Origin of the sequence: Kribbella sp. NPDC049227 (assembly GCF_043197265.1) — a bacterium.
In the GTDB taxonomy this organism is placed as follows: domain Bacteria; phylum Actinomycetota; class Actinomycetes; order Propionibacteriales; family Kribbellaceae; genus Kribbella.
In genome coordinates, this window is sequence record NZ_JBICST010000001.1 from 725,227 (window position 1) to 751,974 (window position 26,748).

Annotated in this window: 26 protein-coding genes; 10 read left to right on the forward strand and 16 right to left on the reverse strand. The window is 68.7% G+C overall.

From position 1 onward, the window contains the following. Position 1: 1 nt before the first annotated feature. Complete coding sequence (gene coaA, locus ACGFH6_RS03630; RefSeq protein WP_393381147.1) at positions 2-955, forward strand: type I pantothenate kinase; 954 nt, start codon at positions 2-4, stop codon at positions 953-955. On the opposite strand, the gene ACGFH6_RS03635 is transcribed toward coaA, so the two are convergent. Genes ACGFH6_RS03635 through ACGFH6_RS03645 form a run of 3 tightly spaced genes read right to left on the reverse strand, consistent with a single transcriptional unit; the run spans position 952 to position 4,384 of the window. After that, entirely contained in the window at positions 952-1,623 is a 672-nt protein-coding gene (locus ACGFH6_RS03635; RefSeq protein WP_393380175.1) for an SGNH/GDSL hydrolase family protein, read from the reverse strand. The two genes, coaA and ACGFH6_RS03635, sit on opposite strands and share 4 nt — an antisense overlap. Further along, a complete protein-coding gene (locus tag ACGFH6_RS03640; RefSeq protein WP_393380177.1) occupies positions 1,620-2,840 on the reverse strand; it encodes an MFS transporter in 1,221 nt (406 codons plus the stop codon). Before ACGFH6_RS03640 ends, ACGFH6_RS03635 begins: the two co-directional genes overlap by 4 nt. After that, positions 2,837-4,384, reverse strand: coding sequence for a class I adenylate-forming enzyme family protein (locus ACGFH6_RS03645; protein ID WP_393380178.1), 1,548 nt, complete (start codon positions 4,382-4,384; stop codon positions 2,837-2,839). The genes ACGFH6_RS03640 and ACGFH6_RS03645 overlap by 4 nt, the downstream gene beginning before the upstream one ends. Positions 4,385-4,676: 292 nt before the next feature. On the opposite strand from ACGFH6_RS03645, the gene ACGFH6_RS03650 reads away from it, so the two are divergent. The 6 genes from ACGFH6_RS03650 to ACGFH6_RS03675 all read left to right on the forward strand — a co-directional run bounded on the left by ACGFH6_RS03650 (position 4,677) and on the right by ACGFH6_RS03675 (position 11,690). Next, the gene (locus tag ACGFH6_RS03650) at positions 4,677-5,957 is read left to right on the forward strand and encodes an SGNH/GDSL hydrolase family protein (protein WP_393380180.1); all 1,281 of its coding nucleotides are present in this window, start codon (positions 4,677-4,679) and stop codon (positions 5,955-5,957) included. A 3-nt stretch (positions 5,958-5,960) separates the two neighbouring features. Next, entirely contained in the window at positions 5,961-7,172 is a 1,212-nt protein-coding gene (locus tag ACGFH6_RS03655; RefSeq protein ID WP_393380181.1) for a cytochrome P450, read from the forward strand. Positions 7,173-7,177: 5 nt separating this feature from the next. After that, complete coding sequence (locus ACGFH6_RS03660; protein ID WP_393380183.1) at positions 7,178-8,104, forward strand: alpha/beta hydrolase; 927 nt, start codon at positions 7,178-7,180, stop codon at positions 8,102-8,104. 14 nt (positions 8,105-8,118) lie between these two features. Continuing rightward, a complete protein-coding gene (locus ACGFH6_RS03665) occupies positions 8,119-9,195 on the forward strand; it encodes an alpha-hydroxy acid oxidase (protein WP_393380184.1) in 1,077 nt (358 codons plus the stop codon). After that, the gene (locus tag ACGFH6_RS03670; RefSeq protein WP_393380186.1) at positions 9,177-10,442 is read left to right on the forward strand and encodes a PLP-dependent aminotransferase family protein; all 1,266 of its coding nucleotides are present in this window, start codon (positions 9,177-9,179) and stop codon (positions 10,440-10,442) included. Before ACGFH6_RS03665 ends, ACGFH6_RS03670 begins: the two co-directional genes overlap by 19 nt. Before the next feature lie 66 nt (positions 10,443-10,508). After that, positions 10,509-11,690 carry an MFS transporter gene (locus ACGFH6_RS03675; protein WP_393380187.1) on the forward strand — a complete coding sequence of 394 codons (1,182 nt, stop codon included), beginning with the start codon at positions 10,509-10,511 and terminating at the stop codon, positions 11,688-11,690. On the opposite strand, the gene ACGFH6_RS03680 is transcribed toward ACGFH6_RS03675, so the two are convergent. The 12 genes from ACGFH6_RS03680 to ACGFH6_RS03735 are packed head-to-tail and all read right to left on the reverse strand — an operon-like array spanning position 11,662 to position 22,540. Continuing rightward, positions 11,662-12,990 carry a hypothetical protein gene (locus tag ACGFH6_RS03680; protein ID WP_393380189.1) on the reverse strand — a complete coding sequence of 443 codons (1,329 nt, stop codon included), beginning with the start codon at positions 12,988-12,990 and terminating at the stop codon, positions 11,662-11,664. The genes ACGFH6_RS03675 and ACGFH6_RS03680 overlap by 29 nt on opposite strands. Continuing rightward, the gene (locus ACGFH6_RS03685; RefSeq protein WP_393380190.1) at positions 12,987-13,961 is read right to left on the reverse strand and encodes an alpha-ketoacid dehydrogenase subunit beta; all 975 of its coding nucleotides are present in this window, start codon (positions 13,959-13,961) and stop codon (positions 12,987-12,989) included. Before ACGFH6_RS03685 ends, ACGFH6_RS03680 begins: the two co-directional genes overlap by 4 nt. Next, positions 13,961-14,905 carry a thiamine pyrophosphate-dependent dehydrogenase E1 component subunit alpha gene (locus tag ACGFH6_RS03690; protein WP_393380191.1) on the reverse strand — a complete coding sequence of 315 codons (945 nt, stop codon included), beginning with the start codon at positions 14,903-14,905 and terminating at the stop codon, positions 13,961-13,963. The genes ACGFH6_RS03685 and ACGFH6_RS03690 overlap by 1 nt, the downstream gene beginning before the upstream one ends. Before the next feature lie 3 nt (positions 14,906-14,908). After that, positions 14,909-15,694 carry a DUF3050 domain-containing protein gene (locus ACGFH6_RS03695; protein ID WP_393380193.1) on the reverse strand — a complete coding sequence of 262 codons (786 nt, stop codon included), beginning with the start codon at positions 15,692-15,694 and terminating at the stop codon, positions 14,909-14,911. Between the two features lie 11 nt (positions 15,695-15,705). After that, the gene (locus ACGFH6_RS03700) at positions 15,706-16,611 is read right to left on the reverse strand and encodes a phytanoyl-CoA dioxygenase family protein (protein WP_393380194.1); all 906 of its coding nucleotides are present in this window, start codon (positions 16,609-16,611) and stop codon (positions 15,706-15,708) included. Then, positions 16,608-17,681 carry a 4-hydroxyphenylpyruvate dioxygenase gene (gene hppD / locus ACGFH6_RS03705; RefSeq protein WP_393380196.1) on the reverse strand — a complete coding sequence of 358 codons (1,074 nt, stop codon included), beginning with the start codon at positions 17,679-17,681 and terminating at the stop codon, positions 16,608-16,610. The genes ACGFH6_RS03700 and hppD overlap by 4 nt, the downstream gene beginning before the upstream one ends. Further along, a complete protein-coding gene (locus tag ACGFH6_RS03710; protein ID WP_393380197.1) occupies positions 17,681-18,961 on the reverse strand; it encodes a beta-ketoacyl-[acyl-carrier-protein] synthase family protein in 1,281 nt (426 codons plus the stop codon). Before ACGFH6_RS03710 ends, hppD begins: the two co-directional genes overlap by 1 nt. After that, positions 18,958-20,553, reverse strand: a complete 1,596-nt coding sequence (locus ACGFH6_RS03715; protein ID WP_393380199.1) for a class I adenylate-forming enzyme family protein — start codon at positions 20,551-20,553, stop codon at positions 18,958-18,960. Before ACGFH6_RS03715 ends, ACGFH6_RS03710 begins: the two co-directional genes overlap by 4 nt. Beyond that, on the reverse strand, positions 20,550-21,032 hold the full coding sequence (locus ACGFH6_RS03720) for a hypothetical protein (RefSeq protein ID WP_393380200.1): 483 nt from the start codon (positions 21,030-21,032) through the stop codon (positions 20,550-20,552). Before ACGFH6_RS03720 ends, ACGFH6_RS03715 begins: the two co-directional genes overlap by 4 nt. After that, positions 21,029-22,063: a beta-ketoacyl synthase N-terminal-like domain-containing protein gene (locus tag ACGFH6_RS03725; RefSeq protein ID WP_393380202.1), complete on the reverse strand. Its 1,035-nt coding sequence runs from the start codon at positions 22,061-22,063 to the stop codon at positions 21,029-21,031. Before ACGFH6_RS03725 ends, ACGFH6_RS03720 begins: the two co-directional genes overlap by 4 nt. Further along, positions 22,056-22,286 (reverse strand): acyl carrier protein, encoded by a 231-nt coding sequence (locus ACGFH6_RS03730; RefSeq protein ID WP_393380203.1) that lies wholly within the window; start codon positions 22,284-22,286, stop codon positions 22,056-22,058. Before ACGFH6_RS03730 ends, ACGFH6_RS03725 begins: the two co-directional genes overlap by 8 nt. Further along, complete coding sequence (locus ACGFH6_RS03735) at positions 22,286-22,540, reverse strand: acyl carrier protein (RefSeq protein WP_360446597.1); 255 nt, start codon at positions 22,538-22,540, stop codon at positions 22,286-22,288. The genes ACGFH6_RS03730 and ACGFH6_RS03735 overlap by 1 nt, the downstream gene beginning before the upstream one ends. Before the next feature lie 17 nt (positions 22,541-22,557). Between ACGFH6_RS03735 and ACGFH6_RS03740 the strand changes: the two genes are divergently transcribed. Beyond that, entirely contained in the window at positions 22,558-23,265 is a 708-nt protein-coding gene (locus ACGFH6_RS03740) for a 4'-phosphopantetheinyl transferase family protein (protein ID WP_393380205.1), read from the forward strand. On the opposite strand, the gene ACGFH6_RS03745 is transcribed toward ACGFH6_RS03740, so the two are convergent. Further along, a complete protein-coding gene (locus ACGFH6_RS03745) occupies positions 23,196-24,596 on the reverse strand; it encodes a class I adenylate-forming enzyme family protein (protein WP_393380207.1) in 1,401 nt (466 codons plus the stop codon). The two genes, ACGFH6_RS03740 and ACGFH6_RS03745, sit on opposite strands and share 70 nt — an antisense overlap. A gap of 358 nt (positions 24,597-24,954) precedes the next feature. Here ACGFH6_RS03745 and ACGFH6_RS03750 point away from each other — a divergent pair, with 358 nt between their 5' ends. Continuing rightward, on the forward strand, positions 24,955-25,587 hold the full coding sequence (locus ACGFH6_RS03750; protein ID WP_393380208.1) for a hypothetical protein: 633 nt from the start codon (positions 24,955-24,957) through the stop codon (positions 25,585-25,587). Then, the gene (locus ACGFH6_RS03755) at positions 25,584-26,744 is read left to right on the forward strand and encodes a PrsW family intramembrane metalloprotease (RefSeq protein WP_393380210.1); all 1,161 of its coding nucleotides are present in this window, start codon (positions 25,584-25,586) and stop codon (positions 26,742-26,744) included. Before ACGFH6_RS03750 ends, ACGFH6_RS03755 begins: the two co-directional genes overlap by 4 nt. The last annotated feature ends 4 nt before the right edge of the window (positions 26,745-26,748 follow it).

Genomic DNA, 26,748 nt, shown 5'->3' on the forward strand with positions numbered 1-26,748 from the left:
CATGCTGCAGCCGTCGCGGGAGGTGACTCCCTATACCGAGCTGGACCGGGCCGCCTGGGCGCAACTCGCCGAGACCACCGTGTCCCCGCTCACCGCCGAGGAGATCGAACGGCTGCGCGGTCTCGGCGACGAGATCGACATGGACGAGGTGCGCGAGGTCTACCTCCCGCTGTCCAGGATCTTGTCGCTGTACGTCCGGCACGCCCGTGCGCTGCACGCGGACACCGAGAGCTTCCTCGGCAAACCGGCCGAGACGCGGACGCCGTTCGTGATCGGCATCGGCGGCTCGGTTGCCGTCGGCAAGTCGACCACCGCCCGGTTGCTGCGCGAACTGCTGGCCCGCTGGCCCGAGCACCCCCGGGTCGCGCTGGTCACCACCGACGGCTTCCTCTGGCCGAACGCCGAGCTCGAGCGCCGGAACCTGATGATGCGCAAGGGCTTCCCGGAGTCGTACGACCGCAAGTCACTGCTGCGCTTCGTGGTCGAGGTGAAGTCCGGGATGGACGCGGTCGAGGCGCCGGTCTACTCCCACCTGCACTACGACCGGATGCCCGGCGTCCGGACCACCGTCGAGCAGCCCGACATCCTGCTGCTCGAGGGCCTGAACGTCCTGCAGCCCGCGCCGCGGCACGCGGACGGCAAGAGCGGCCTGGCGGTCAGCGACTTCTTCGACTTCTCCGTGTACGTCGACGGGGCCGCCGACGACATCCGCAGCTGGTACGTGCACCGCTTCCTCAAGCTGTGGGAGACGGCCTTCCGCAACCCGGAGTCCTACTTCGTCCGGTACGGCGAGCTGAGCCGCGAGGAAGCGATCAAGAAGGCCGAGTCGCTCTGGGACGGCATCAACGGCCCCAACCTGCGCGAGAACATCCTGCCGACCCGCTCCCGCGCGACGCTCGTCCTCCGCAAGGGCGCGGACCACGCCGTCCGCTGGGTCCGCCTTCGTAAGCTCTAACAGCCGCGGGACAGGTGCCGGCCGAGGACGCGGACGGTCTCGGCGGTGGCGACGGCGTCACTACGAGCGTTGCCGTGGCGGCCGTCCGAGCTGTAGAGGCTGGGATCGGTCGACAACGGGTGGTCCGTCAGGTGAACGTGGAGCGTGGCGAGCTTCTCCGCGAGTACCGCGGTCCGGTTGGACAGAGTCCGCATCCGTTGCCTCAGCCCCGGACGTAACCACTCGACAACCGCGGGGCTGTAGGAGACGTCGAACATGCCGAGCGTCATCACGTCAGCGCCCGCGTCCTGCAATGCCGTGATCATCAACGTCAGCTCGCGGTCGACTCGCGCCGGGTCGTACGTCGCCGGGAACGCATCGTTGCCACCGCCAACGACCAGCGCGAGATCCGGACCGAACACCAGCGCCCGCTCCAACTGGGTGCTCAGAATCTCGCGAGTACGCAGACCGCTCGCGCCAAGGTTGAGATACTCCAGCTCGGGGCGACTCCGCTTCAGCTCGTGGGCGATCCGGTCGGCCCACTGGAGTTCGCTGTAGCCCTCGACCGGTTCGCACAGCCCTTCGGCGACGCTGTCGCCGAGTACGACGAAGCGCCGCCACGGGTGACCGGCGAGCAGCTCTGCGCTCTCGCCGGGCGCGAGACAGTAGGGATCGGTCTCCTCGTTCATGTCGCCTCCACCGCGGTGGCCGGTGCATCGAGGACGCGGCCCGGCCCTCGGCGTACGAGTGGGAAGACACTGACGAGCAGGCACACGATCCCGGACAGGACCAGCGACGGGATCAACCCGAACCAGCTGACCAGCTCACCGGCGAGCAGTGCGCCGAGCGGGAGCCCGGCGAACGACGTGGCCGCGACCACTCCGATCACCCGCGCCTGCAAATCCTTCGGGACGTGCTCGTAGAGCGCGGCGCCGAAGACCGGGTTGATGGCAGCCATCCCGATCCCTGACAGGAACGTCACCGCCATCACCAGCAGCAGGTCGTCGCTCAGCCCCAGCACCAGCAGCCGCGGGCTGCCGCCGATGAGCGCGCCGAGGGCGAAGGTGAGGTACCGCGGCACCCTGGTCGCGAGGACGGCGAATCCGATACTGCCGAGCAGAGCGCCGGCCGAGAACGCGCCCAGCGTCAGACCGAGACCAGCAGCCGTGCCGAGTTGCTCTTTCACCCACAACGGGATGAACACCGCCGTACTCGCGCTGCTGAAGACGTTCAACGTGAAGGTGGTGATCAACATCGTCGCGAGCAACGCATCCCTGCGGACGAACGCGAATCCCACGCAGAGCGAGCGGAAGTACTTCTCCCGTACGGCGGACGCCGGCACCGCCGGCGGGTTGACGAATCCGGCGACCAGCAGCCCGCAGACGAGGAACGTCACCGCATCGATCCACAGCACCGACGCGGCGTCGGTCCAGTAGATCAACAGGCCGGCGAGCGGTGCGGCGAGCAGCGTCGCGCCCCGCGCGAAGGCCTCGTGGAGTGAGGTGATCCGGATCAGTTCGACCTCGGCAGCCTCGGCCATCGGCCGCACGAGCAGGTCCTTGGCGCGATCCGCTGCGCCGCGCAGGCCGCCCGCGATCGCGACGAGGACGAGCAGGGCGGCGAACCCGAGCCCGGTGGTGGCAGCGATCGCCGCCACCGCGACCGCGCTCGCGAGGTTGGCGAGGACCGACGTACGCCGTGCTCCGAGGTTGTCGATCACCGGACCGGCCATGATGCTGGCCACGATGTACGGGATCATCTCGACCGCCGCGACCACGCCCATCCGGGCGGCACTGCCCGTGGTCACCAGGACCAGCCAGGGGATCGCCACCATCGAGATCCGGCTGCCCACGGCGGACAGCACATCCGCGGTGAACAACACCACCAGCCCACGACGAGGGGTCATCGCACCGTCATTCCCTCCGGGTGCAGCTCCGCGTGGAGCTTGCGGAGGGCAACCTTGTCGACCTTCGCGATGCGGGTCAGGGGAAGTTCGTCGACGAAGTCGATCGTGGCGGGCGTCCACATCTCGTTGAGGGTGGTGGTGACGAGGTCCTGCAGTTCGTCCGCGGAGACCGGCGTACGGGCGACGACGAACGCGTGCACGGCCTCGCCGACGACAGGATCGGGTACGCCGATGACGGCAGCGGTCCGGACGGTGGGATGGCTACCGAGGACGTCCTCGATCGGGCGGCAGAAGATGGCCCAGTTGCGGCGGGTGGTGACGATCATGTCGTGCACGCGATCGACCAGGAACAGATAGCCGTCCTCGTCGACGTACCCGAGATCGCGCGTCCGCAGCCAGCCGTCGACCAGCGTCTCCGCGGTCAGCTCCGGCTTGCCGAGATACCCGGCGAACGTGAGGTTGCTCCGCACCCACACCTCTCCGGTCTGTCCCGGCGGCAGCACCTTGCCGTCGTCATCCCGGATCTGCAGCTCGACATCGCCGTACGGCGTACCTGCCGAAGCCAGCCGCTCGGGATGCAGAGGATCCTCGGTGAGCCCAGGTTGTGCGGTGACGACCACGGCTTCGCTCAGCCCGTACACGATCCGCAGCACAGGCCCGAAGCGCGCGATCCCCTGCCGCAGCCGAGCGGGCGTAGCCGGCCCGGCGCCGACGTTCAGCATGAACAGGCTGCCGCAGTCGAACTCCTCACCACCGGGATGATCGAGCACTTCGTACAGCATCGGCGGCGTCACGTACGTCGACGTGATCCGCTCCGTCGACACGATCCGGTAGAACTCGTCCGGTGACCAGATGTCGGTGAGGAACAGCACGCCACCGGTGAACAGGTTGAAGAAGCTGGTGATCTGCCCACTCGCCAGCCACAGCGGCGATCCCGAGTAGTGCCGCAGCAACGGGAACCCGTTCGCGACGAACGCCGCCGCCAACTCGAGGATCTGCTCGTAGAACGCCTGCGTGTGATGCACGAGCTTGGGATCGCCCGTCGTACCACTCGTCTGCAGCACCGAGTCCGGCGCAGGCGCGGAGGCATCGATCACGTACGACGCTCCGTCGCCGGACAACTCGGCGACGCGGAACACCGGCATCGGCGCCAGCGAGGTCGCGAGCTCACGGCCGAGGTCGCCTGTGCCGTCCGGGTCGTACACGAACGCGTCCGCATCGGCGAGCGTCGCGAACCGGTCGATCTCGCGCCGGGAGGTGATCGGCGCGCTCCAGAGCACGCGGCACCCGTGCAGGTGCAGAGCCAGTTGCAGGGCGGGGGCGTCGAAGCAGTTCGCCGCCATCACCAGCACCTTGCCGCCCGGCCGGATCCCGGCGTCGCGCAGCCCCGCCGCGATCCGCAGTACGTCGGCGATCAATTCGCCGTACGTCGCCTTCCGGTCGTCGCGAACCAGCGCGAGCCGATCGGCGAATCGGTGGAACAGCGTGAATACCCGCAGCACATAATTGCTGCTGTTTTCGGGCACGGCGAATTCAGGCGGCATTTCGTCTGCTTTCCCTCGACTCCGGCCACCCCCAGCCGTGGCGGCGACTCTACCGGAGCCGCGGACGGCTGCAAAGTGCCTGGAAACCGCTCTGCCGCGGCGGATCCGTCGCTCTCCGGAGTCGGTCGATCACTCGATCCGCCAGATGAAGGAATACCCCTGCGAAACCAGGGTGCGAGATCGGCGCTAACCGTTGCCCATGAATTTCTGGAAATGCAATTCCGGTGCATTGACCGGATTCCTCGCGGCGTATTACGTTCCGTCCGCATCCATTCCGCCGGGAGGTCCGTCCATGCATATTTCCAGCAGTTGGCGCACAGTCGCGGTGACCGCCGCTCTCACTCTCGCAGGTTCGACTCTGGCCGGCGCGAGCTACGGGGGCGACCGCGACAGCGAGTGGGTCGGCACCTGGGCGACCGCGGTCACCCACGGCAACGCCACCGGCTCGACCAACCTCGGGCTGACCGACCAGAGCGTCCGGCTGGTGGTGCGCCCGACCGTCGGCGGCGACCGGATCCGGATCCGGCTGTCGAACATCTACGGCGAGAAGACCGTGACCGTCGGCGCCGCGACCGTTGCCAAGCCCAACAAAGCGACGCCGGAGTTGTCCGACATCGACCCGAACACCCTGCGGACGTTGACGTTCGGCGGTTCGGGCAGCGCGTCGATGGTGAAGGGCAGCGAACTGCTGAGCGACCCGGTCAACCTGCGGCTGGGTACTCTCGACGACCTCGTCGTCAGCCTGTACTTCCCGGAGAACACCGGCCCGACGACGTTCCACGGCTCGTCGATCCAGGACAACTTCGTTGGCCCGTCCAACCTCGTCACCGAGTCCGGCGGCGCGGCGTACACCCTGACCCGGCGCTGCTGCTGGTTCTTCCTGTCCGGCGTGGACGTGCAGACCGACGACTCCGACGGCTCGATCGTCGTACTCGGCGACTCGATCACCGACGGCACCAACAGCACGCCGAACGCCAACAACCGTTGGCCGGACCAACTGGCCGAGCGGCTCGCCGCGAGCGCCGGGCACAAGCCGTTCCCGAGCGTGCTGAACGCCGGACTGGCCGGCAGCCGGCTCAACCACGAGGGCAGCGAGCCGTCCGACAACGGTGCGTTCCCCGGGTTCAACGAGGTCGGGGTCAACTCACTGGCCCGGCTGAACGAGGACGTGTTCGCCCAGACCGGCGTACGGACCGTGATCACCGAACTGGGCGTCAACGACATCTGGATGTCGGACGACTCCGCGGCCGAGATCATCGGCGCGCTGCGACAGGTGAACGCGCAGGTGAAGGAGCGTGGGCTGCACAGCCTGGTCAGCACGATCACGCCGTTCGAGGGACTCAGTGGCACCGACAGCTGGACCCCGGCCAAGGAGGCCACCCGGCAGGCGGTGAACAGCTATCTGCGGTCGAGCCACGAGTTCGACGGCGTCCTCGACTTCGACAAGGTCGTGCGCGACCCTGCCCAGCCGAGCCGGCTGAACCCGGCGCTCGACTCCGGCGACCACATCCACCCGAACGAGGCCGGCTACCAGGCGATGGCCGCCTCGGTGCCGCTGAACCTGGTGCGCTGACCGGTGCGCACCGCCAACGAGATCCTCGCCGCGCTGGGATCCGAGGACGGTCGCCGCGATCCGATGCCGCTCTTCGCGGAGCTGCATCGGATCGGCCCGGTCTGCCGGCTCGCCCCCGGCAGCTCGCCGTACGCCGTGGTGGTGAACGGGTACGACGCCGCCCAGGAAGCACTGAAGGACACCAGGTTCCACCGGCTGCTGTCGGCGGATCCGAACCCGAAGGAGCTGGTACTGCGCCGGCTCGGTGGGTCGATGATGTTCCGCAACGAGCCGGACCACCTGCGGATGCGCAAGGTGTTCCAGGCCGTCCTGACCCCGCGCCGGCTGACCGGGTTCGAACCGGTGGTGGACGCCCTGGCCGAGGAGTTGCTCGACGACCTGGGCAAGGCCGGCGCGGACCGGAAGGTGGTCGACTTCGTCGACTTCGCCTACCGGCTGCCGATCACGGTGATCGGGACGTTCCTCGGCATCCCGCGCTCCGACCTCGGCTGGTTCCGGGACCGGACACAGCGGATCGACGAGTACCTCGACCTCGGCGGCAAGGCACCGGAGAAGCTGGCGGCCGCGAACCAGGCCGCCGGCGAGCTGAACGACTACTACGCCCGGATGATCGCCGAACGCCGGATCCGGCCGCGCGACGATCTGGTCGGATCCCTTGTGCACGCACTGGATTCCGGTACATCGGGGATCGACGAGCAGGAGCTGATCGACAACCTGCTGGTGCTGGTGAACGCGAGTTTCGTCACCACGATGAACCTGCTCACCAACGGGCTCGAGCTGTTGCTGAACAAGCCACGGCTCGTCGACGCACTGCGTGACGACCCCGGGCTGGCATCGGACTACGTCGAGGAGATCCTCAGGCACCAGAGCTCGGTCCAGCTGATCAGCCGGAAGGCGTCGACCGACATCGAACTGGCCGGCGAGACGATCACCGAGGGCAGTCTGGTCCTCATCCTGCCCGGCGCGGCGAACCGCGATCCGGCCAAGCACCCCGACGCGGACACCTTCGATCCGGGGCGCGACGACCTCCAACACCTATCCTTCGGCGCCGGACCGTTCTACTGTGTCGGCGCCGCACTCGCCCGGATGGAAGGACGCGCGGCGTTCGCCCAGCTGTTCCAGCGGTTCCCCGGTCTGCGACTGGCCGGAGAGCCGGTGCGCAGCCGCAGCCTGCTGCTGCGTGGGCATCAATCCATGCCGATCCGAATGGGGTGATCCGGATGCCGTTGGACCCGCAGGTCGAGGCAATGCGCGCCGAGCGCGAGGCCGCCAACGTGCCGCAGCTCTACACCCAGACCCTGGCCGAGGCGCGCGCCGCCGACCTTGCCTCGATCCAGGCCGCGGGTGGTGAGGCCGAATCGGTCCACCATGTCGAGGACCTCGCCACCGATGCCGGGCTGCCGCTACGGGTCTATCGACCTGACCTGACGGGTCCGCTGCCGACGCTGGTCTACTTCTTCGGCGGCGGCTGGACGCTCGGCAGCATCGAGACCGCCGACGGCATCTGCCGCAGGCTCGCCAACGCCGTTCCCTGTCAGGTCATCACGGTCGGCTACCGACTGGCACCGGAACACCCGTTCCCGGCCGCGGTGCACGACTGCCGCGACGCCACCCAGTGGATCGCGGCGAACGCCGACAAGCTGCAGGTCGACCCGGCGCGGATCGCGGTCGGCGGGGACAGTGCCGGCGGCAACCTCGCGATCGCGACCACCTTGCTTGCCCGTGACAACGGTCCGGCGCTGGCCGGGCAGCTGCTCGTGTACCCGAACACGCTCTACGGCTCGGACACGATCTCGATGCGCAACGGCGACGACCCGTACCTGTTCAACAAGACGTCGGTGGGCTGGTACTGGGACCACTACCTGACCGACTCGGCCGATGGTCTCGATCCGCTCGCCTCACCGCTGCTGGCCGAGTCGCACGCCGATCTCCCGCCCGCGCTGGTGATCACCGCGGAGTACGACCCACTGCGCGACGAGGGTGAGTACTACGCCGAGAAGCTGCACGCCGCCGGCGTACCGACCACGCTCAGCCGGTACGACGGGATGGTGCACGGCTTCTTCGCGATGTCCGGCATCCTCGACGGCGGCAAGAACGCGATGGCCGAAGCGGCGACCTGGCTCGGCGGGATCTTCCGCGATGCGTGACGCCCGGCGCCACGATGGCTGAGTCGCTCGCCGACTACGAGCGGCTCGCAGCGACCGCTCTGCCCCGCTCGGTCCACGACTTCGTCGCCGGAGGCAGCGGCGCCGAAACCACTCTCCGACTCAACCGCGCCGCCCTGGATGCGCTGAGCGTGACGCCGCGCGTCCTCGCCGGCGTCGACGAACCCGACACCTCCACCACCCTCCTCGGCACCGAGCTCACGATGCCGGTCGCCGTGGCCCCGATGGCGTACCAGCGCCTCCTCCACCAGGACGGCGAACTCCTCCTCGCGCAGGCCGCCGCCGACGCCGGGATCCCCTACGTCATCAGCACCCTGAGCAGCTACCCGCTGGAGAAGATCGCGGCGATCGCACCGTCCTGGTTCCAGCTCTACTGGCTGCGCGATCGCGGGCTGGTCGAGTCCTTGGTCGAACGCGCCGCCACAGCCGGCTGCCAAGCGCTCATGGTCACAGTCGACGTACCAGTGATGGGCCGGCGGCTCCGCGACGTACGGAACTCGTTCACACTCCCGCCCAGCGTGGTCGCGGCGAATCTTGTCGACATGGCGACAGAGGCGCACTCCGAGGTGCCCGGTCTGTCGGCCGTCGCGACGCACACCGCCTCGGTTTTCGATCCGACGTTGAGTTGGCGGGACCTGGCGTGGCTGCGGGCGCGCTGCCCGCTTCCCCTGCTGGTGAAGGGGATTCTCGATCCTCGCGACGCCTCCCGAGCTGTCGCGGCCGGCGCGGACGGCCTGGTCGTCTCGAATCACGGTGGCCGCCAGTTCGACGGTGCGCCGGCGTCGATCGATGCCCTCGGCCCGATCGTCGATGCGGTCGGCAACGACTGCGCCGTACTGCTGGACAGCGGCGTCCGCAGTGGCACCGATGTGGTCAAGGCGTTGGCGTCGGGCGCGTCCGCCGTACTCGTCGGGAGACCGTTGCTGTGGGCACTGGCTGTGGAAGCTGCCGACGAGGCACTGGGCCTGTTGAGACAGGAACTGCGGGATGCGATGCTGCTGGCCGGCTGCGCTGACCTGACCGCGGTGGCGGGGTTGACGACGGGGAGAACGCCGTGGCAGATCTCAGGTTGACCGAGTTGCACAGTTCGCTGACCGACCGGGCGCTGAACTCGATGAACTTCCTCAACGAGGTCTCGCACCACTACCCGGAGGCGATCTCGCTCGCCGCCGGCCGTCCGACCGAGGAGTTCTTCGCGCTCGAGGACCTCCACCGCTATCTGGACCTGTTCGCCGATCATCTGCGCTCGCAGGGGTACGACGAGTCCGCGGTCCGGCGGACCATCTTCCAGTACGGCCGGACCAAGGGCATCGTCCACGACCTGGTCGCCCGCAACCTCGCGGTCGACGAGGACATCCACGTCGACCCCGAGGCGGTCGTGGTCACGGTCGGCTGCCAGGAGGCGATGGTCCTCACCCTCCGCGCACTCCGCGCCGACCCGTCCGACGTACTGCTGGCCGTCTCTCCGACGTACGTCGGAATCACCGGCGCCGCTCGCCTCGTCGACCTCCCTGTGCTGCCTGTCACCGAGGGCGACGATCTTGCCGCCGTGGTGAAGGCGGCCCGGGCGGACGGCCTGCGACCGCGGGCGTGCTACGTGATGCCGGACTTCGCCAATCCGTCCGGCCTCAGCCTGGACCTGGATGCCCGGCGCCACCTGCTCGCGGTCGCCGCCGAGCAGGACCTGCTGCTGATCGAGGACAACCCGTACGGCCTGTTCCCTGCCGAGGGCGTCGACCGGCTGCCGACGCTCAAGGCACTCGACACCGAACGTCGCGTCGTCTATCTCGGCTCGTACGCCAAGACCGGGCTGCCGGGCGCCCGGGTCGGATACGTCGTCGCCGACCAGACGGTCGCTGCGCCGGACGGGACCACCGGGCTGCTGGCCGACGAACTGTCGAAGCTCAAGAGCATGGTCACCGTGAACACCTCCCCGGTCGCCCAGGCGATGATCGGTGGCAAGCTGATCGCGAGCGACTTCAGCCTGGTCGCGGCGAACCGGCGCGAGCGGGAGCTGTACGCCGCCAACCTGCGCGCGATCACCGACGGCCTGGCGACACGGTTCCCGGCCGGCGAGCTCAGTTGGACCGTGCCGTCCGGCGGGTTCTTCGTCGTCGTCACGGTGCCGTTCCCGGTCGACGACGTACTGCTGGAGAAGTCCGCCCACGAGTACGGCGTGCTGTGGACCCCGATGAGCCATTTCTACGACGGCGACACCCCGATCCACGCGCTGCGGCTGTCCTGCAGTGCGGTCACCCCGGCGCAGATCGAGGCGGCTCTGAACCGGTTGGCGGCGTTGATCGCCGATCAACTGCCGTAACTGGTCCTCTTGCGCGGCCTGAAACTGGATCTGTAGGGGATACCGGTCCGGCCCTAGCGTCAAGGTATGACCACGGCATGCGAGTTCCCCACAGTCCAGGTGACCACTGCGCCCCGACTGGTGACCGGCCAGTTCGGACGGTTGCTGGTGATGGTGTTCGGGTCCGGGCTGAGCATGTACCTGCTCACCTCGGTGGTCCCGCTGTACCTCGCCGCGAACGGGTCCGGCGGGATCGGGGCCGGGCTGTCGACCGGCGCGATGATGCTGGCCGCGGTCGGGACCGAACTGCTGGTCCCCCGGATGCTGGCGCGCTGGGGCTACCAGGTCGTCCTGGGTCTCGGACTGATCCTGCTGGGTGCGCCGTCACTGCTCCTGCTGGTCACCGCATCGCTGCCCGTCGTCCTCACGATCTGCGTGGTGCGCGGAGCCGGCCTGGCGATCATGGTCGTCGGTGCGGTCGCACTGGTCGCCGACGTGACCCCCGACGGGCGGCGCGGTGAAGCATTCGGGATCTACGGACTGGCCGTCGGAGTGCCGGCCGTGATCGGACTGCCCCTCGGTGTCTACCTCACCAACCTGGTCGGCTTCGGCGCCCTGTTCGTGCTCGCCGCGGCCAGCTCCCTCCTGGTCCTCGGGATGCTGGCCGGGATGCCCAAGGCGACCAGCGAAGAAGAGCAGCACGTCAAGGTGCTGGGCGGCCTGCGCGGCAGCGGACTGATGATGCCGACGTTCGTCTTCGCCGCCGTCACCGTTGCCGCGGGCATCAGCGTGACCTTCCTGCCGCTGGCCGTTGCCGAGGACAAGCACTCGCTCGTCGCGACCGCCCTGCTGATGCAGGCGATCACCGCTCCCGCCGCACGCTGGCTGGCCGGTCGGTACGCCGATCGTGTCGGCCCGGCCAAGCTGCTGGCACCGTCGCTGATCCTGGCAGCCTCGGGTGCGGGCGCCCTCGTCCTGATCGGCAGCACAACCGCGATCGTCGTCGGTTCGACGCTCTTCGGCCTCGGCTTCGGTGCCGCTCAGAACCTCACGCTGACGATGATGTACGACCGCGTGCCGAAGTCCCGCTACGGCCAGGTCAGCGCCCTGTGGAACCTCGCGTACGACGGCGGCTGGGGCGTCGGCGCCATCGTCTTCGGCGCCGTGGTCGCGGGCACCGGCTACTCCGTCGCCTTCGGCCTCACCGCCGCCGTCGTCGCGCTCGCGATCGTCCCGGCGGTCAAGGCGTCAGTAGCAGCCCGCTCGTGAGCGCTCCCTGCGCAACGTTGACCACCGGCCCGGCCCCGGGCACAGCGAACCGGACATAGGCGCCGGCCGGAGTACCACCGAACAGGTAGGGCGCGATACAGAACGGTACGGCGTCCTCGTCGACCTCACCGGTGGCGATCTCGACGAACTGCATGGTGAGCCGATCGACCGGGACGTACCGCTGCAGGATGTATCCGCCCTCGACCAGCGCGGTGTCCAAGGCCTCCCGCCAGGTCTGCGCGGACACCTCCGGCCCGACGACGACACCGACACCGCCGTAGGAACCGGACGGTTTCAGGACAAGTTCGTCCTGGTCCGCGATCGCCCGGTCGCGCAGGTCCCGCGACAACACCTCCGTTCGCGGGACATGCCGGCGGACGACCTCGGCATCGTCGGGGGACATCGAGTCCAGGTCCGTCCAGAGCCAGGCGAAGATGGACTTGCTCGCCAGCAGCCAGCTCGCGGTCGGGGTGAAGACCCGGACCGTCTTGGTCCGGATGGCGGTGCCCAGGGCGTCGAGGCCGACGCTCGGCGTCGTGCCCTGCGGGACGAACATCCGCAGTACGGCGTCGATCGGCCCGTCGTCGACGAGCAGCCGGCCGGCGTCGTCCAGGGTCAGCCACTCGACCGGGAACACTCGCATATCCAATCCGAGTTCGCGACCGCGCTCGCTGAACGGCTCGAGGAGCTTGATCATCGCCTGCCCGTCCTGCGAGCCCGGATACGTGCCGCCGGTGGTGAAGATCATCGCCAGCCGGTCCGTCCCGGTCAGCTCGAGCGCCGACCGGACCGCCTCGTACCGCGCATCGACCGCGGACGGCGGCGCCGCCAGCCCGATCCCGTCGAGCACCGGATCCCCGTCGTACGCCGTCAGGAATCGCTGGACGACCCCGTCGGAGTCGTGGGCACCACCTAGTGCGCTGTCGATGTTGGCCTCGACCACGTACGGCGTTCCGTCCGCGAGCAGGATGTCCGCCCGGACACCGCCGAGCAGGTCCTCGGTCAGCGGGAGATCCTCGTCGAGCAGGTCGATGTAACCGGCCGGCATGCCGAGCGCTTGCCGCAACTCCCCCGCGGTCGACGCACGCTGCAGGCACGCGGACAGGATCAGCCGGGCGACAGTCGCCGAGATGTCGGTGAACCGGCGATACGCGGCCGCGGACATGATCGGCGGCCTGAGCGGTCGCCACTCCTTGTTGTGCGTCGCCACGCCGTCGTACACCTGCTGCCACGCGTCGAGTCCGCGCGCGACCAGCGCCGTACGCACCGCGTCGGGCAACTCGTGCCACCTGTCCGTCATTGTTCCTCCAGTACGGCGTGGATCGCGGTGACCAACTGGTCCCGGCCGGGTTGCACGGCCCGGTCCAGCGCGAGAGCGAAAGGGAGCACGGCGCCATCCGGCCGGGTCACGCGGCGAGGTGGTGCGGCGAGGTCGAAGCGTTCGGCGGCGATCGCGAGGATCTCGGCGGCGAACCCGCTGGTCCGGTTCGAGTCGTCGATCACCACGAGCCGGCGGGTGTTGGCGACCGATGCGGCCAGACCCTCCACATCGAGGGGGTAGACCGTCCGTGGATCGAACACCTCGACCGAGATCCCGAGGCCGGCCAGCTCGTCGGCAACTGTCAGCGCGTCCTGCACGAGGTGGCCGAGGGCAACGACTGTGACGTCGGTGCCGCTGCGGGCGATCCGTCCGACGCCCAGAGGCACGGGTGCGAGAGTGCTGAAGTCGAGGTCGTCGCGGACGCCGAGGGCACCGGACGGCGCGAAGACGACGACCGGGTCGTCGTCACGGATCGCCGAGACCAGCAGACCGTACGCATCGGCCGGCGTGGCCGGGACCACGGTCTTCACACCGACGTGCGCGAACAGGGTGTACGGATGGTCGGAGTGCTGGCCGGCCCACCCGGTCCGCGAGCCCGAGCCGGGGACGACGTACGTGACCGGAACTTTGCATTGACCGCCGGTCATCAGCGAGAACTTGTGGGCCTGGTTGGCGATCTGCTCGAAGACCAGGAACAGCAACGACGGGATCTGGAACTCGATCACGGGTCGCATCCCGGCCAGTGCGGCACCGGTGGCGAAGTTGGTGAACGCCTGCTCGGACAGTGGAGTGTCCAGCACCCGGTCGGGACCGAAGCGCGCGAACAGCCCGGCCGTCACGTTGGACGCGGCGGTCCGGATGTCCTCGCCGAGCAGGAAGACCGACGGATCGCGCTCCAGTTCGTCGCCGAGTGCGCGGTTGAGTGCCTTCAGATAGGAGAGTTTGGGCATCAGCGCAGCACCTCCGGCGAGGCGTACAGGTACTCCAGAGCGGCCGCCGGATCTGGGTGGGCGCTCCCCAGAGCGATCACGGCGGCCGCATCGAGCAAAGCCTCGACCTCGGCATCGACTGCGGCCCGGTCCTCGGCCGTCAGTCGTGCGCCCTGGATCTCTACTGGGTCCCGCGACCGCCCAGCGGAGATCTCCTCGGTCGAGCGGTAGGTGAGCCGGGCTCGGTGCTCGAACGTGTGGTGCGCGTCGAATCGGTACGTGGTGCATTCGAGGAACGTCGGACCCTGACCCGACCGGGCCTGCTCGACGGCACCCCTGGTTGCCTCCAGCACCTTTTCCGGATCCTGACCGTCGACCGTGACGGCTGGGATCCCGAAGGCTTCGGCACGGGCCGTGATGCTGCCCGCGACCGCGGACGCCACCGGCATCGTGGTCGCGTATCCGTTGTTCTCGCAGACGAAGATCACCGGCACCCGCCAGAGCGCGGCCAGGTTGAATGCCTCCAGCAACATGCCCTCGTTCACCGCTCCGTCGCCGAAGAACGTCGCGGCGACGGTATCCCGGCCGAGGCGGCGGTGTGCCCAGGCGGCACCGGTCGCGATCGAGCCGGCCGCGCCGACGATCGCGTTGGCACCAAGGATGCCGAGATCGAAGTCGGCCGCGTGCATCGAACCGCCACGGCCCTTGTTCAGCCCGGTCTCCCGGCCCATCAGCTCGGCGAGCAATTGCGCCGGGTCCACGCCCCGGGCCAGCACATGCCCGTGGCCTCGATGCGTGCTGGTGATGACGTCGGTGTCCGTCAGCGCCGCGCAGACCCCGGCCGCGATCGCCTCCTGGCCGATGTACGGGTGAATGCCACCGACGATCTCCCCGGACCGGACGAACTCGATCGCCCGCTCCTCGAAGCGGCGGATCAGGCGCACAGTCCGGTAGAGATCACTCATCGGTCAGTCCTTCACCGCGGCCAGGATGGCGTCCCACAACCGGACCCGCGCCGCCAGCGCGCCGTTGATGGTGTCGGCGCAGGCCTCCCACTTCGCCAGGTCGTCGCCGCACAGGTCGGTGACCATCTGCATCGCCATCGGCGTGTGCTGCTCCCCGTCGACCTCGATGTGCCGCTCGAGGTAGTCGACGAACAGGTTGAGCTTGTTGGAGCGCTCGTTCACCGCGACCACCTGGGTGAACATGTCCGGGATCAGGTCCTCCCGGCCGAACGCGAACGCGGCCGCCTGGCAGTGGATCGGCGCGTTCTCGATGATGTCCCACGTGGTGCCGGCGAAGTCGATCGATGCCGGCGGCACGCCGGCCTCGCGCAGCGACTCGACCACCGGACCGCCCTGGCGCAGGAGGTCGATCAGGGCCGAGATCGCCGTGGTGTCGGCCCCGGCCTCCTCCATGCCGTTCACGTACAGCTCGAAGTGGCTGATGAACCCGTCGCCGAGTTCGTCGCTCTCCTCGACCATCACGATGTCGTTGATCAGCCGGCGACTGCCGGTGTGCGCGGTCGGGATCCACGGCACGGTGACACAGGTGAGCTCACGCTGCAACGACTTCAGCAAGGACATGAAGTCCCACACGGCGAACACGTGGTGCTCCATGAAGGTGACCAGAGCCTCGTGCGTGTCCAGGTTGGCGTAGAGCGGATGCTGCACGACCTTGTCGCGGGCCTCGGTGACGGCCTTCTCGAGCCGTTCGATGCCGGGATGGGTCTGACCCCAGTCGTAACGGGACATGGCGGTTCCTCTCAGCGGTCGGCCCACAGGGTCGGGCAGTAGTCGGGGTCGGCGTAGTCGGGGTGGCCGTCGGCGGTCCGGCGTACCAGGACGTCGTGGTTGTACGCCGCCAGGGTGCCGTCGGAGAGGGGGAACTCGCGGTAGTGGTTCGCCCCGTCCTGCAGGTGCAGGGAGACCGCGCGGCGCGGGCGATCGCTGACGTTCGCGCCGCTGCCGTGGTAGGTCCGGCAGTGGTGGAAGTTCATGTGGCCGCGAGGGATCGTGATCGGGACCTTCACCACGTCCGCGTTGTTGTACGCCGCGTTCTCGGCCAGCATCTGGTCCAGCTGGGACCGGTCCCGCTCGGCGAAGTGGCGTACGACGGTGTCGTCCGAGCCGATCTCCCGCCAGCGGTGGCTGCCGTCGACCATCGTGATCGTGCCCATCTCCGGCGGGCAGTCGTGGAACGGGACGAACGCGGTCAGCATCCGGTCCGACGCCGAGGACGACCAGTAGTGCTTGTCGAAGTGCCAGGGCACGATGTTCGACGGCTCGCCCTCGATCGGCGGCTTGTAGATCAGCGTGGACTGGAAGATCCGGATCGCGTCGGCCTGTGCCAGCCGGGCCGCGACCGCGCCGATCAGCGGCTTGCGCAGGATCTTCGCCAGGCCGTCGTGCTCGTAGTGCACGTAGTCGTTGTGCCGCTGGACGTCACCCTTCGACGGATCCCAGTACGCCAGCTTCGGCGGGGCCGTCGGCAGGGTCCGGTCCCGTTCGCCGGCGTAGTACCGCTCGCTGGCGTTGACCAGTTCCTCGGTCTCGTCGTCCGTCAGCAGCGTCTTCGACAGGTACCAGCCGTGCTCGTTGTAGAAGGCAACGTCCTCGTCGGTCGGGAGCAGGTCCAGCTCCTCCTCGGACAGCTTGAACTCCAGGGTCATGCGTCAGCTCCTGCCAGCTCGCGTTCCTTGGCTTCGTAGAGGGCCTTGATGTTGCCGCTGCCGAACGTCATCGCGCCGCGCCGCTCGATGATCTCCAGGAACAGCGTGCGGCGGACGTGCATCGACTCGGTGAAGATCTGCAGCAGCTGGCCCCAGTGGTCCCGGTCGACCAGGATGCCGAGTTCCTCGAGTTCCTCGATCGGGGTCTCCACCTCGCCGACGCGCTCCGGCAGGGCCTGGTAGTACGTCGACGGCGTACCGAGGAAGTTGACGCCGCGGCCCGCCAGCGTGCTCACCGCCTCGACGATGTTGCCGGTGCGCAAGGCGATGTGCTGCACTCCGGCGCCGGCATGCCAGCTGAGGAAGTCGTTGATCTGGCCGGGACGGCGGTTCGCGTCGGGCTCGATCAGCGTGAACGTGACGTGCTTCGACGGACTCTGGACGACCTTCGAGTCCATCCCCTGGCCGGCCACCTCGATGTACTCCTCGAAGATCCGCGAGAACCCGAACACCTCCTCGTAGAACGTCGCCGTCGGCTCGAGCTCACCGGACGGCACACAGATCGCCAGGTGGTCGATCTCGCTTAACAACTTCTCGTCCGGACCTCCCGCAGGCTCGGTGATCTGGAACGCGCCCGGTGCGAACTCCCGTCGTGGGCCGTGCCGCTCGACCAACCGATGGATCACATCGCCGAATCCGGCCACCTCGGCGATCACGACGGTGGTCTCCCGGCCGTCGGTGTACGTCACCGGCTCGCTCACCGGCTCGGCACCCCGCGCCAGCAGCTCTGTGTAGGCGACCGACGCGTTGTCCACCTCCAGACCGACCACGGCGACCCCGTCGCCGTGCCGCCGAACGTATTCCGCCGCCGGGTGGTCCGCGGCCAGCCCCGAGGTCAGCACGATCTGTACGGCGTCCTCGCGCAGCAGCAGCGAGCGCTGATCCGGCAGACCGGTCTCCGGACCGCCCTGGCCGTGAATCTGCAGGCCGAACGCGTGCCCCAGGTAGAACGCGGCCTGCCGAGCGTCGCCCACGTACAACTCCACATGGTCGATCCCGTGGATCTCCATCACACCCTCACCTCACTGTTCATTCGTCGCCGCTCCGGCGTGGTGGCGGTGCCGAGGAGCAGGCTCACGTTCTGGCCGCCGAACCCGAACGAGTTCGACAGTGTGTACTCCGGCCGCAGGTCGCGGGGTTCCTTGCGGACGTGGTCCAGCGGGCAGGCCGGATCCGGATCGTCCAGGTGGTACGTCGGCGGCACCAGGCCGGTCGTGACCGCGCTTGCCGCTGCCGCGGCCTCGACCACTCCGGAGGTGCCGAGCATGTGGCCGGTCAGCGCTTTGGTCGAACTGACCGCCGGGGTGTGGTCGCCGAACGCGAGCCCGATCGCGACCGACTCGGCCACGTCCCCGAGCTTCGTGCTCGTGCCATGTGCGTTGATGTAGCCGACCTGACTCGGTTGTACTCCGCCGCTCGCCAGGGCTCGCCGCATGCACTCGGCGGCGCCCATCCCGTCGGGCCGGGGAGCGGTCGGGTGGTGTGCGTCGGAGTTCACGCCGTAGCCGGCCACGTCGGCGTAGCCGCCGGCGCCTCGGGCTGCCGCATGCGCTGTGCTTTCGAGGACGAGCAGACCGGCGCCTTCGGACAGCACGAACCCGTTGCGGCGTAGGTCGAACGGGCGGCTCGCCTCGGTCGGATCGTCCCAGCCCCGCGCCAGCGCTCGTGCGTTGGCGAAGGTTTCAGCGAAGGTCGGGAACAGAGGGGCTTCGCTTGCGCCGCACAGCACCACGTCCGCCTCGCCGGATCGGATCAGCCGTACCGCGTCCGCGATCGCCTGTGCACCCGAGGCGCACGCCGTACCGACTGCTGAGGTGTAGCCGCGGAGGCCGAACCGGATCGCGATCCGGGCGGCCGGCATGTTCGGGAGGATGCCGGTCAGGAGGTACGGGCTGACGGCGGCACGACCTCGCTCGGCCCGGGCCAGGACCTGTTGTTCGAGCGTCGCCATACCGCCGACGCCGCCGACGATCACGCCGATGCGGTCGGGATCGACGTTGTCGCCGACGACCAGGCCGGCGTCGTTCAGTGCGTCCTCAGCCGCCAACTGTGCAAGGACAACCGTGCGATCCATCACCTTGCCGTCAGGGCCGGAGGCGATCTTGCCCGTGTCGATCGGCGGGAGGATGCCGGCGAGCTCGACGGAGTTCGCGATCGGGTGATCCGCCGGTGGTTTGACGATGCCCGATCGCCCATGCAGCAAGGCGTCGTACACCGCCTCTGTGCCTCGGCCGACGGGCGTGATCAGACCCATCCCGGTGATCGTCACACCGCTTCCCGGCGCGGTCATGCCTCTGCCCCGGTCAGGCGCGCCTCGCGGAGTGCGACCTTGCGGACCTTGCCCGTCACCGTGACCGGGACCTCCTCCGCGCCGACCACGGTCACCGTGCGGATGATCGTTGCGACTTCCTCACCGACCGCTGCCTTCACCGCATCGAAGCGGTCTTCCTCGGCCGCGTCCGGCGTGAGCTCGAGGAGGACGTCGGCGACGTACTCGCCGTCGCCCGGCGTGATGATCACCGTGCAGTCGAGGACTTCGGGTAGGGCGGCGAGGATGCGTTCCTCGGACTGCGAGGTGAACAGTTGCGGGCCGTCGAAGCCGGCGACCGCGTCGGGGATGCGGTCGAGGTGGAAGTAGTGGCCGGTGTCGTCGCGGTAGGCCACGTCGCCGGTGAGGAACCAGCCGTTCAGGCGGAAGCGGTACGTATTGACCGAGTCGTTCCAGTAGCCGGGTGAGACGCTCGGCGACTTGAAGCCGAGCAGGCCGGGCTTGCCTGGTGGCAGTTCCTCCCCGGTCTGCGTGAGAACGGCCGCCTCGGCGAACTCGTACGGCTTGCCGATGCACCGGCCGTAGTGGTCGCTGCCGCTCGTGTGCGTGATGTGGAAACCGTTGTGGCCCATCTCGCTGGACCCGAGACCGTCGATGAAGTGTGAGCCCCTGACGGTCACGCGACCGGCGCGCGTGACGGTCTGCCGGGTGCCGACGGCAACCAGTTTGCGGATGTGCGGTTCGTGGGCGCAGTCGCCGGTGTTGAACCACATCCGGACCGAGTCGAGGTCGTGGCGATCCAGGTCCTCGCGCGCCAGTCCGGCCCAGGTGACGGCGAATCCGTAGACGGAGTGCGGTTTCCAGCGTTCGATGTGGTGCAGGACGTTCGGGGCATCCTGGCTGGACACCAGCAGCATCTCGGCCCGGTTGCCGAGGACCTGGTTCACCATCAGGACCGTGGCGGTGTGCGGGATCGGGAGGGCGTTCAGGATCCTGTCGGTGCCTTGCGCCTGCGGCATCGTGAGCAGGTGCTTCAAAGCGGCGTACAGAGTGGTGTGGGTGTGCATCACCGCCTTCGGTACGCCGGTCGTGCCGCTGGTGTGGGTGATCACGACAGGGTCGTCGGCGTGGTGCCGGTAGTGCTCCGGCGCCCTGGCCGGGTCCGCCGTACCCAGGTCGCGCGGCTCGGCGAGTATCGGTGCCTCGTGCAACAACTCGCGATGTGCCGCGTCCGCGAGTACGCCGGTTGCGCGCAGGCGGCGGATGAACTCCTCGGCGATGGGTGGGCTCATCCTGCCGTTCATCAGCGCGGGGATCGCGCCGACCCTGGTCAGCGCGAGGAAGCTCAGCACGATGTCCTGCGCCTCGGTCGCCCAGATCGCGACCACGTCCCGGCGTCCGATGCCGTGCTCGTGCAGCCACGCCGTACGGGCCTGGACCCGCTCGTCCAGCTCGCCGAGGGTCAGTGGGTGCTCGGCCGGGTAGTGGTCGACGGGTGTGTCGAAGGTCAGGCCGGGGCCGTTCAGGTCGGCGCCGTGGGCGATGACCCTCGCCAGGACGTTGCCGGTTCCGATCGCCGGGTCCGCGGCGAGCCGGGCTCTCAGGCTCTTCATGTCGGGTCTCCCCCACTCACGATCCGGGCGGACGCCCGGTCGGCACCCACCTCCACGATCAGCACCTGGTCGGCGTCCCCATCGCCGATCAGCAACGCGGCCTCGTCCTCGCCGCCGTCGGTCACACACACGACCGGGCCGCGCAGGTCCCACTTCGCCGCGATCCAGCCGGCGATGCTGTTCGGCACCGACTGGAAGAAGAACAACGGACCGATGCGCTTGCCCTCAGCAACGGCCTGGCGTACGTGCTCCGCGCTCACGCTGTCCCCGTCACTCACCAGCACGATCCCGGTCCGGGCGTTGCGTGGCTTCGTCAGCCGGCTCAGGCATCGCTCAGCCGCCACCGCGGCCAAGGGGTTGAACACCGACAACACGAACCCCGGCACCACCGGCGGCCCTGCCGCGATGTCATCACCCGGCTCCGGCCAGTAGCCCTCACCGCGCACGACGAGGTCATGAACTTCCAGCAACTCGCTCATCCCGCCCGCACCACCAACGCGGTATTGGCGCCCCCGAACGCGGAGTTCACCGTCATCCCGTACGCCGACGTGGCCGGCCGCGGCGCATCCAGAATCAGATCCACCGAACACGCGGGATCCGGCTCGAGGAACCCCGCATTCACGGGCAACTTCCCCTCCCGCAACGCCTGCACAGTCACCACGAACTCCACCAACCCCGAAGCCTCCAACGCATGCCCGTGCAGCCCCTTCGTAGAACTCACCGCCGGCACCCCCGTCTGTTGGTGGTTGCGGGGGGAGCCGGGGTGGAAGACGTGAGCGATGGCCGCGGCTTCGGCTGCGTCCGCGAACGGGGTGCCGGTGGCGTTCGCGTTGAGGTAGCCGATCGCGTCTGGTGGTACGCCGGCCTTCGCCAAAGCTGATCGGATCGCAGTGGCCAGGCCCCGGCCGGCCGGGGATGGCTGGCAGGGGTGGTAGGCGTCGCCGGCGCGGGACCAACCGAGGAGTTGGGCCAGGCCATCGCCGGCTTGGAGGACGACTGCGGCTACGCCGTCGCCCAGGAGCAGGCCGCGGCGGTTGAGGCTGAACGGACGGACTGTGTTGTCGTCGGCCAACGCCCGCCCGGCGTCGAAGAGGGCGAACTGGTGTGGTTCGACCAGATACGCGGCTGCCACGACGATGCGATCGGCGCGGCCAGTGCTGATCAAGGTCGCTGCGTCAGCGATCGCCGTACTGGCTGAGACGCAGGCGCTGGTGTAGATGCGACGTTGCCCGAAGTCGCAGGCCGGCGCGGAGTGGAGTGCGAGCAGGAGTGGCGTCGTACTGCGGTCGACACCGGCTTGCGCGCAGGCGGTGGCGATCGCCAGGTCCAGTTCTTCTTCCAGCGTGCCGGTTTCGGCGGCCGTCGCGGCGTACCGGACCCGGCGGTTGCTGGTGTCGAAGCGCCGTACCTCGGTGAACGCCGGGGTGCCGGTGAGCTGCGCCTCCGGACCGCGGCCGAGGGCGGTCAGGATCGAGAGGCCGGAGACGGAGACCGGTCGCGCTTCAGACATGGCTGGTCAGCACCTCGGCGATCACGGTGACCGCGTCGTCGACGGTGGTCATCCGCTCGAGTTGGTCGTCTCCGAGCTCGACGCCGTACCGCTGTTCGACCTGGTGGACCAGCCAGGCCAGCTCCATCGAGTCGATCCGGTCCGTGCCGGGTGGTCGCTCGCCGAGGCCGGCGAGCCAGCTGATGATCTCGTCCCGCCCGGGCGGTGGTGGGTTCGAGTTCATCAGACCTGCTGAGCTACCCGGCCGGCCACCTCGGTGGTGAACTCACCGACCGTCATCAGCGCGAGCTGCTCCGACTCGTCGTCGGAGAACCTGACCCCGAACCGGTCCTCGACCCGCACCGACAGATCCGCCAGCGCCAACGACTCCAGGTCCACACCGGCCGGGCCGAGCGTGGTCTCGTCGTCGATGCCCTCGGTGTCGTAGTTCATGTCCTGCAGTTGCGCGATGACGAAAGCGCGAACCTCGTCCTTCATCGGGTTACCTTCTTTCGGTGGGTGATTCGGTACATGTCTGGGTGGCGCCGGCCGGCGCCGAGTCGCGCGCCACGGCCCACGCGCTGCTGCTCGACCTCGCGAGCACCCTCGTCAGCTCGCCGTCGCTTCATCACGCGGACAACGGGCAGCCGTACGTCGACGGGCTGGCCGTGAGCCTCAGCCACAGCCGCAATCTCGTGGTGGTGGCCGCGTCCCTGTCGGGTCCGCTCGGGGTGGACGTCGAGGACGTCCACCCCCGCGAGGTAACCGCCCTCGCGCAGCGCTGGTTCGACCCCGCCGAACTCCAGTGGATGTCCGAGCAGCCCGACCACCTGATCGCCTTCCTCCACCTCTGGACCGCCAAGGAAGCAGTAGGCAAAGCCGTCGGCCAGGGTTTGCGGAACGCCGGTTTGAGACGCCGAATGCCGCTCCCGGCTGACCCGGCCGAGAGAGGGAGTGCTTCCGCCGCCGGCCTGACGCTCCACGCCGGCCCGGTTCCCGGCACAGCCGGCTTGCTCCGCAGCGCCCCGGTCGCGAACCCCGGCGTGGGTCCTGGGGATGCTGGTGAGCTCGTGGTGATGCATGTGCCCTGGGTGGGGGCGGTCGTTGCGGTGGCTGCGGGTCCTGGCGTCAGCGACGTCCTTGTGACCGCGCATCACGGGGTGGCCTTGCGGAGGACTGTGACGTCTCGGACCAGTTTCCCGGTGGTGGTCCGGGGGAGCTGAGCGAGGATGCGGAGGGTGCGGGGGCGTTTGTAGGAAGCGAGGAGTTGGGCTAGTTCGGCTTCCAGGTGGGCTGCTTCGCGGGGCCGGTTGAGTTGGAGGTAGGCGGTGATCGCGCCGTCGAACACGACAACGGCTGCCTCGACGCCACGGAGAGTGCCCAGGGTGTACTCGACCTCGGTCAGGTCGACCTTCAGGCCGCCGACCGAGACCTGCGAGTCGAGCCGTCCCTTGATGCTGACCAGGCCGGTATCGGGATCGACCAGACCGGCGTCGCGGGTACGGAGCCAGCCGTCGGACCATCGCGCCGGATCGGACAGCCCGAGGTACGGCGATTCAGGCCGCTGGACATGGAGTTCGCCGTCGACGGCACGGACCTCGATCCCCGGCGCCGGCCGGATCGCCGGCCGGTGTTCCCCGTACAGGTCGGTGCCGATGACCCCGACCTCGGTCATCCCATACATGTTCCCGAGCGGTACGCCGTACTTGTCCTCGAACGACTGTGAGACCGCGGCCGGCACCAACTCGCCACCCGTCGTCATCCGCTTGAACTGCGGCAACTTCGGCGGCTCCTGGACCGACGCGAGCAGCCCGATGTGGAAGGGCACCCCGAGAACCGTCGCCGGCGACGTCCCCGCAGCGATCGCCTGCACGATCGCGTCACCCGTCAACCGCGCCGGCGGCACCAACTCGACCCCGGCATGCAGGCCGTAGAGCAGACCTCCGACCAGTCCGAGCACATGCACCATCGACGGAAGCAGAATCAACCGCTCACCCCGCACCGGCACCCCGTCGATCCGGGTGTACCGCAGAACCTCCTCGACGAGATCCTCCGCCGTCCGCCCGATCACCTTCGACGGCCCCGTCGACCCGGAGCTCAGCTGTACGACGGCGTGCGCGGTTCCGGCCGGATGACCCGAGTAGCTGGCCACATCGGTGTGCACCTCGACGAACGTCCGCAACCCCGACCGCACCGGCCGCTCCGGCGACACCACAACCTGCGGAACCAGCCGCTCGATCGCCCGCCGGACCTCGTAGTCGGTCAGCCGGTGATCCAGCAGGATCGCCTGCCCGCCACTGCGCCAGACCGCCAGCAAATGCGTCACGAAAGCCAATGAGGGCGGCAATCGCAAAGCCGCCGCACCACCGGCACGAAAACCCGCGTCGCGGAGTTCCGATTGACGATCCCGGACCAATCGGCGAAGTTCCGCGCGATCAACAGGTTCCGGAAGACGAAAACAGATATCGGTGGCCGGACCGGCGAGCAGGACGTCGTCGACCCACTGCGCGCCCTGGGTGGTTCCGGGCACCACGACAGTACCGTGATTGGTCATCCGAGCTCCGAAGTTCGTTGCACACAAAGGATTCGAAGACCAGGACCTCCACCAAGGTCTGGCGATGACGCGACGATACGACACGATCACACAACTGCGCTATGGACCAGAAGTGATGATCCAACTACCGTTCGCAACCTCTTGCGAAGGCTTGTCCGGCCGCCGAAATGACACCGGAAACAATTCATCGAGAGGTTAGGAATTCCGTCCAGTCTCGGGCGCAGTGAGGGTTTACCCCACGCACAAAGAAGCAGTCCGGCAGGCCGCACCGGACTATGCCACAGAGATTGCGAAACGCAGGTGCGCCGAGCTGACGCCGCTACAGTGATGGCATTGAAGCTGCCGTGCGGAGGGGCCGATGACAGCAGGTACGGAGGAGACGCCAAGGGACTGGGTTCCGGTCGAGCACCGGTGGTTCGGACTCGACCGACGGACCTTCCCGGCCGGGCTGACCAGCCTCGCCATCGCACTGGTGCTGATCTACGGCCTGCCGGCGCTCAGTGCGGCGATTCCGTGGCACAACCAGATCAAGGCCGGCCAAGTGCTCGAGCTCGGCGACGGCGCCACCGCGGTGCCACCGGTCGGCTGGCAACTGGAAGATGGGAGCCTGACCGGCGCGAACGCGACGAGCCTGCAGGTGAAGCTGGCCAGCGGAGGCGCCACGATCGAGCTGACCGGTACGTCGTACGACGGCACCGCGACAGCGTTCCTGGATCAGGTGGATCGGTCGGAAAGCGACGCCCCGGGCGTGAGTGGCCGGCGCGGAACGCTGACGACCGCAGCCGGCCTGGTCGGAGTCGTGGAGAGCCGAACGTCCACCGGCGGTGACGGCATCGATGCTGCCTTCAAGATGGCCACCGGCGCACCCGAGACGGTGGAGGCCGCGCCTGCGTTGCTCGTCCGCGTCCGCACCGCGCCCGGTCAGTTCGAGCAGTACCAGGACGAGGTGGCAGCCCTGCTGCGCAGCATCACACCGGGGTCGGGCCGATGACCGACACCGCGGTACCCGAAGGCAAGGCCGCACAGCTCAGCGCGATCGAGGAATCGGGCTGGGGGCAACCGTTCCGGTTCCTGCAACCACACAACCTCGCCTTCTGGGTCTACGTCCTCGGCGTCGGCGGCGGTGCCCTGACGATGCTTCGGTACTTCGGACCGCGCGCCTCGTTCTACTCGCCGGCCCTGGCTGGAGGAGTCCTCCTGTTCGCGCTGTACCTCGTGCCGTGGCTGCTGCTCCTGCGCCACCACAACCGTTTCACCGCCCAGCCTGCCGGGCTGCTTGCGACCGGCTTCGTCTGGGGTGGCGTCGCCGCGACGTTCTGGATCGCACTGCCGGCCAACCAGGCGTTGCTGGAGATCTGGGCGAAGGCCGGCGGCAGCTCTTTCGCCGCGGACTGGGGCGCCGGACTGACCGCGCCGATCAACGAGGAGTGGGGCAAGGCACTCGGGCTGGTGCTGCTCATCGGCCTCGCGCCACGCCTGGTCCGCAGCGCCTACGACGGATTCATCATCGGCGCGTACATCGGTCTCGGCTTCCAGGTGTTCGAGGACGTGCTCTACGTCTACAACGGCGCGACGCAGTTGTACGGCGTGGACCAGATCGGCTCGTCAGTGCGGGTGTTCCTGGTTCGGGGCGCGGCCGGGATCGTGTCCCACGCCCTGTTCAGTGCGATCTTCTGCGCCGGCCTGATGTGGGTCCTCGGCCGGACCCGCGGTGAGCGCAACGTGGTCAGAGGCGTACTCACCATGCTGATGGCCATGTTGTTCCACTTCGCCTGGGACGACATGGCCGGTCTGAGCGGCGGTGGCATCGCCGCGGCCGGCTTGCCGTTCGTGATCGCGGCCATCGAACTGACGGCGCTGTTCTACATCCTGCGGCACGCCGCCCGGCAGGAACGCGCCTGGACCCGCGCCCTGCTCGCCCCCGAACTCGAAACCGGCGCCCTCGACCCGGCTCTGCTGGACGCGGTCAGCGGCCTGAGAAAGGATCGCAAGGTCTACCGCAAACACCTCCACAGCCGCAGCAAGGCCCGGCACCTGCTGGAAGCCGCCACCGACCTGTCCCGCGAGCTGGCCCGGGCTCGCGGCGCCGAAACTCCTGCTGTAACCCACGCCCGATCCGAACTCCTCCGCCTCCGCTCCCCCGCCTGAGTGG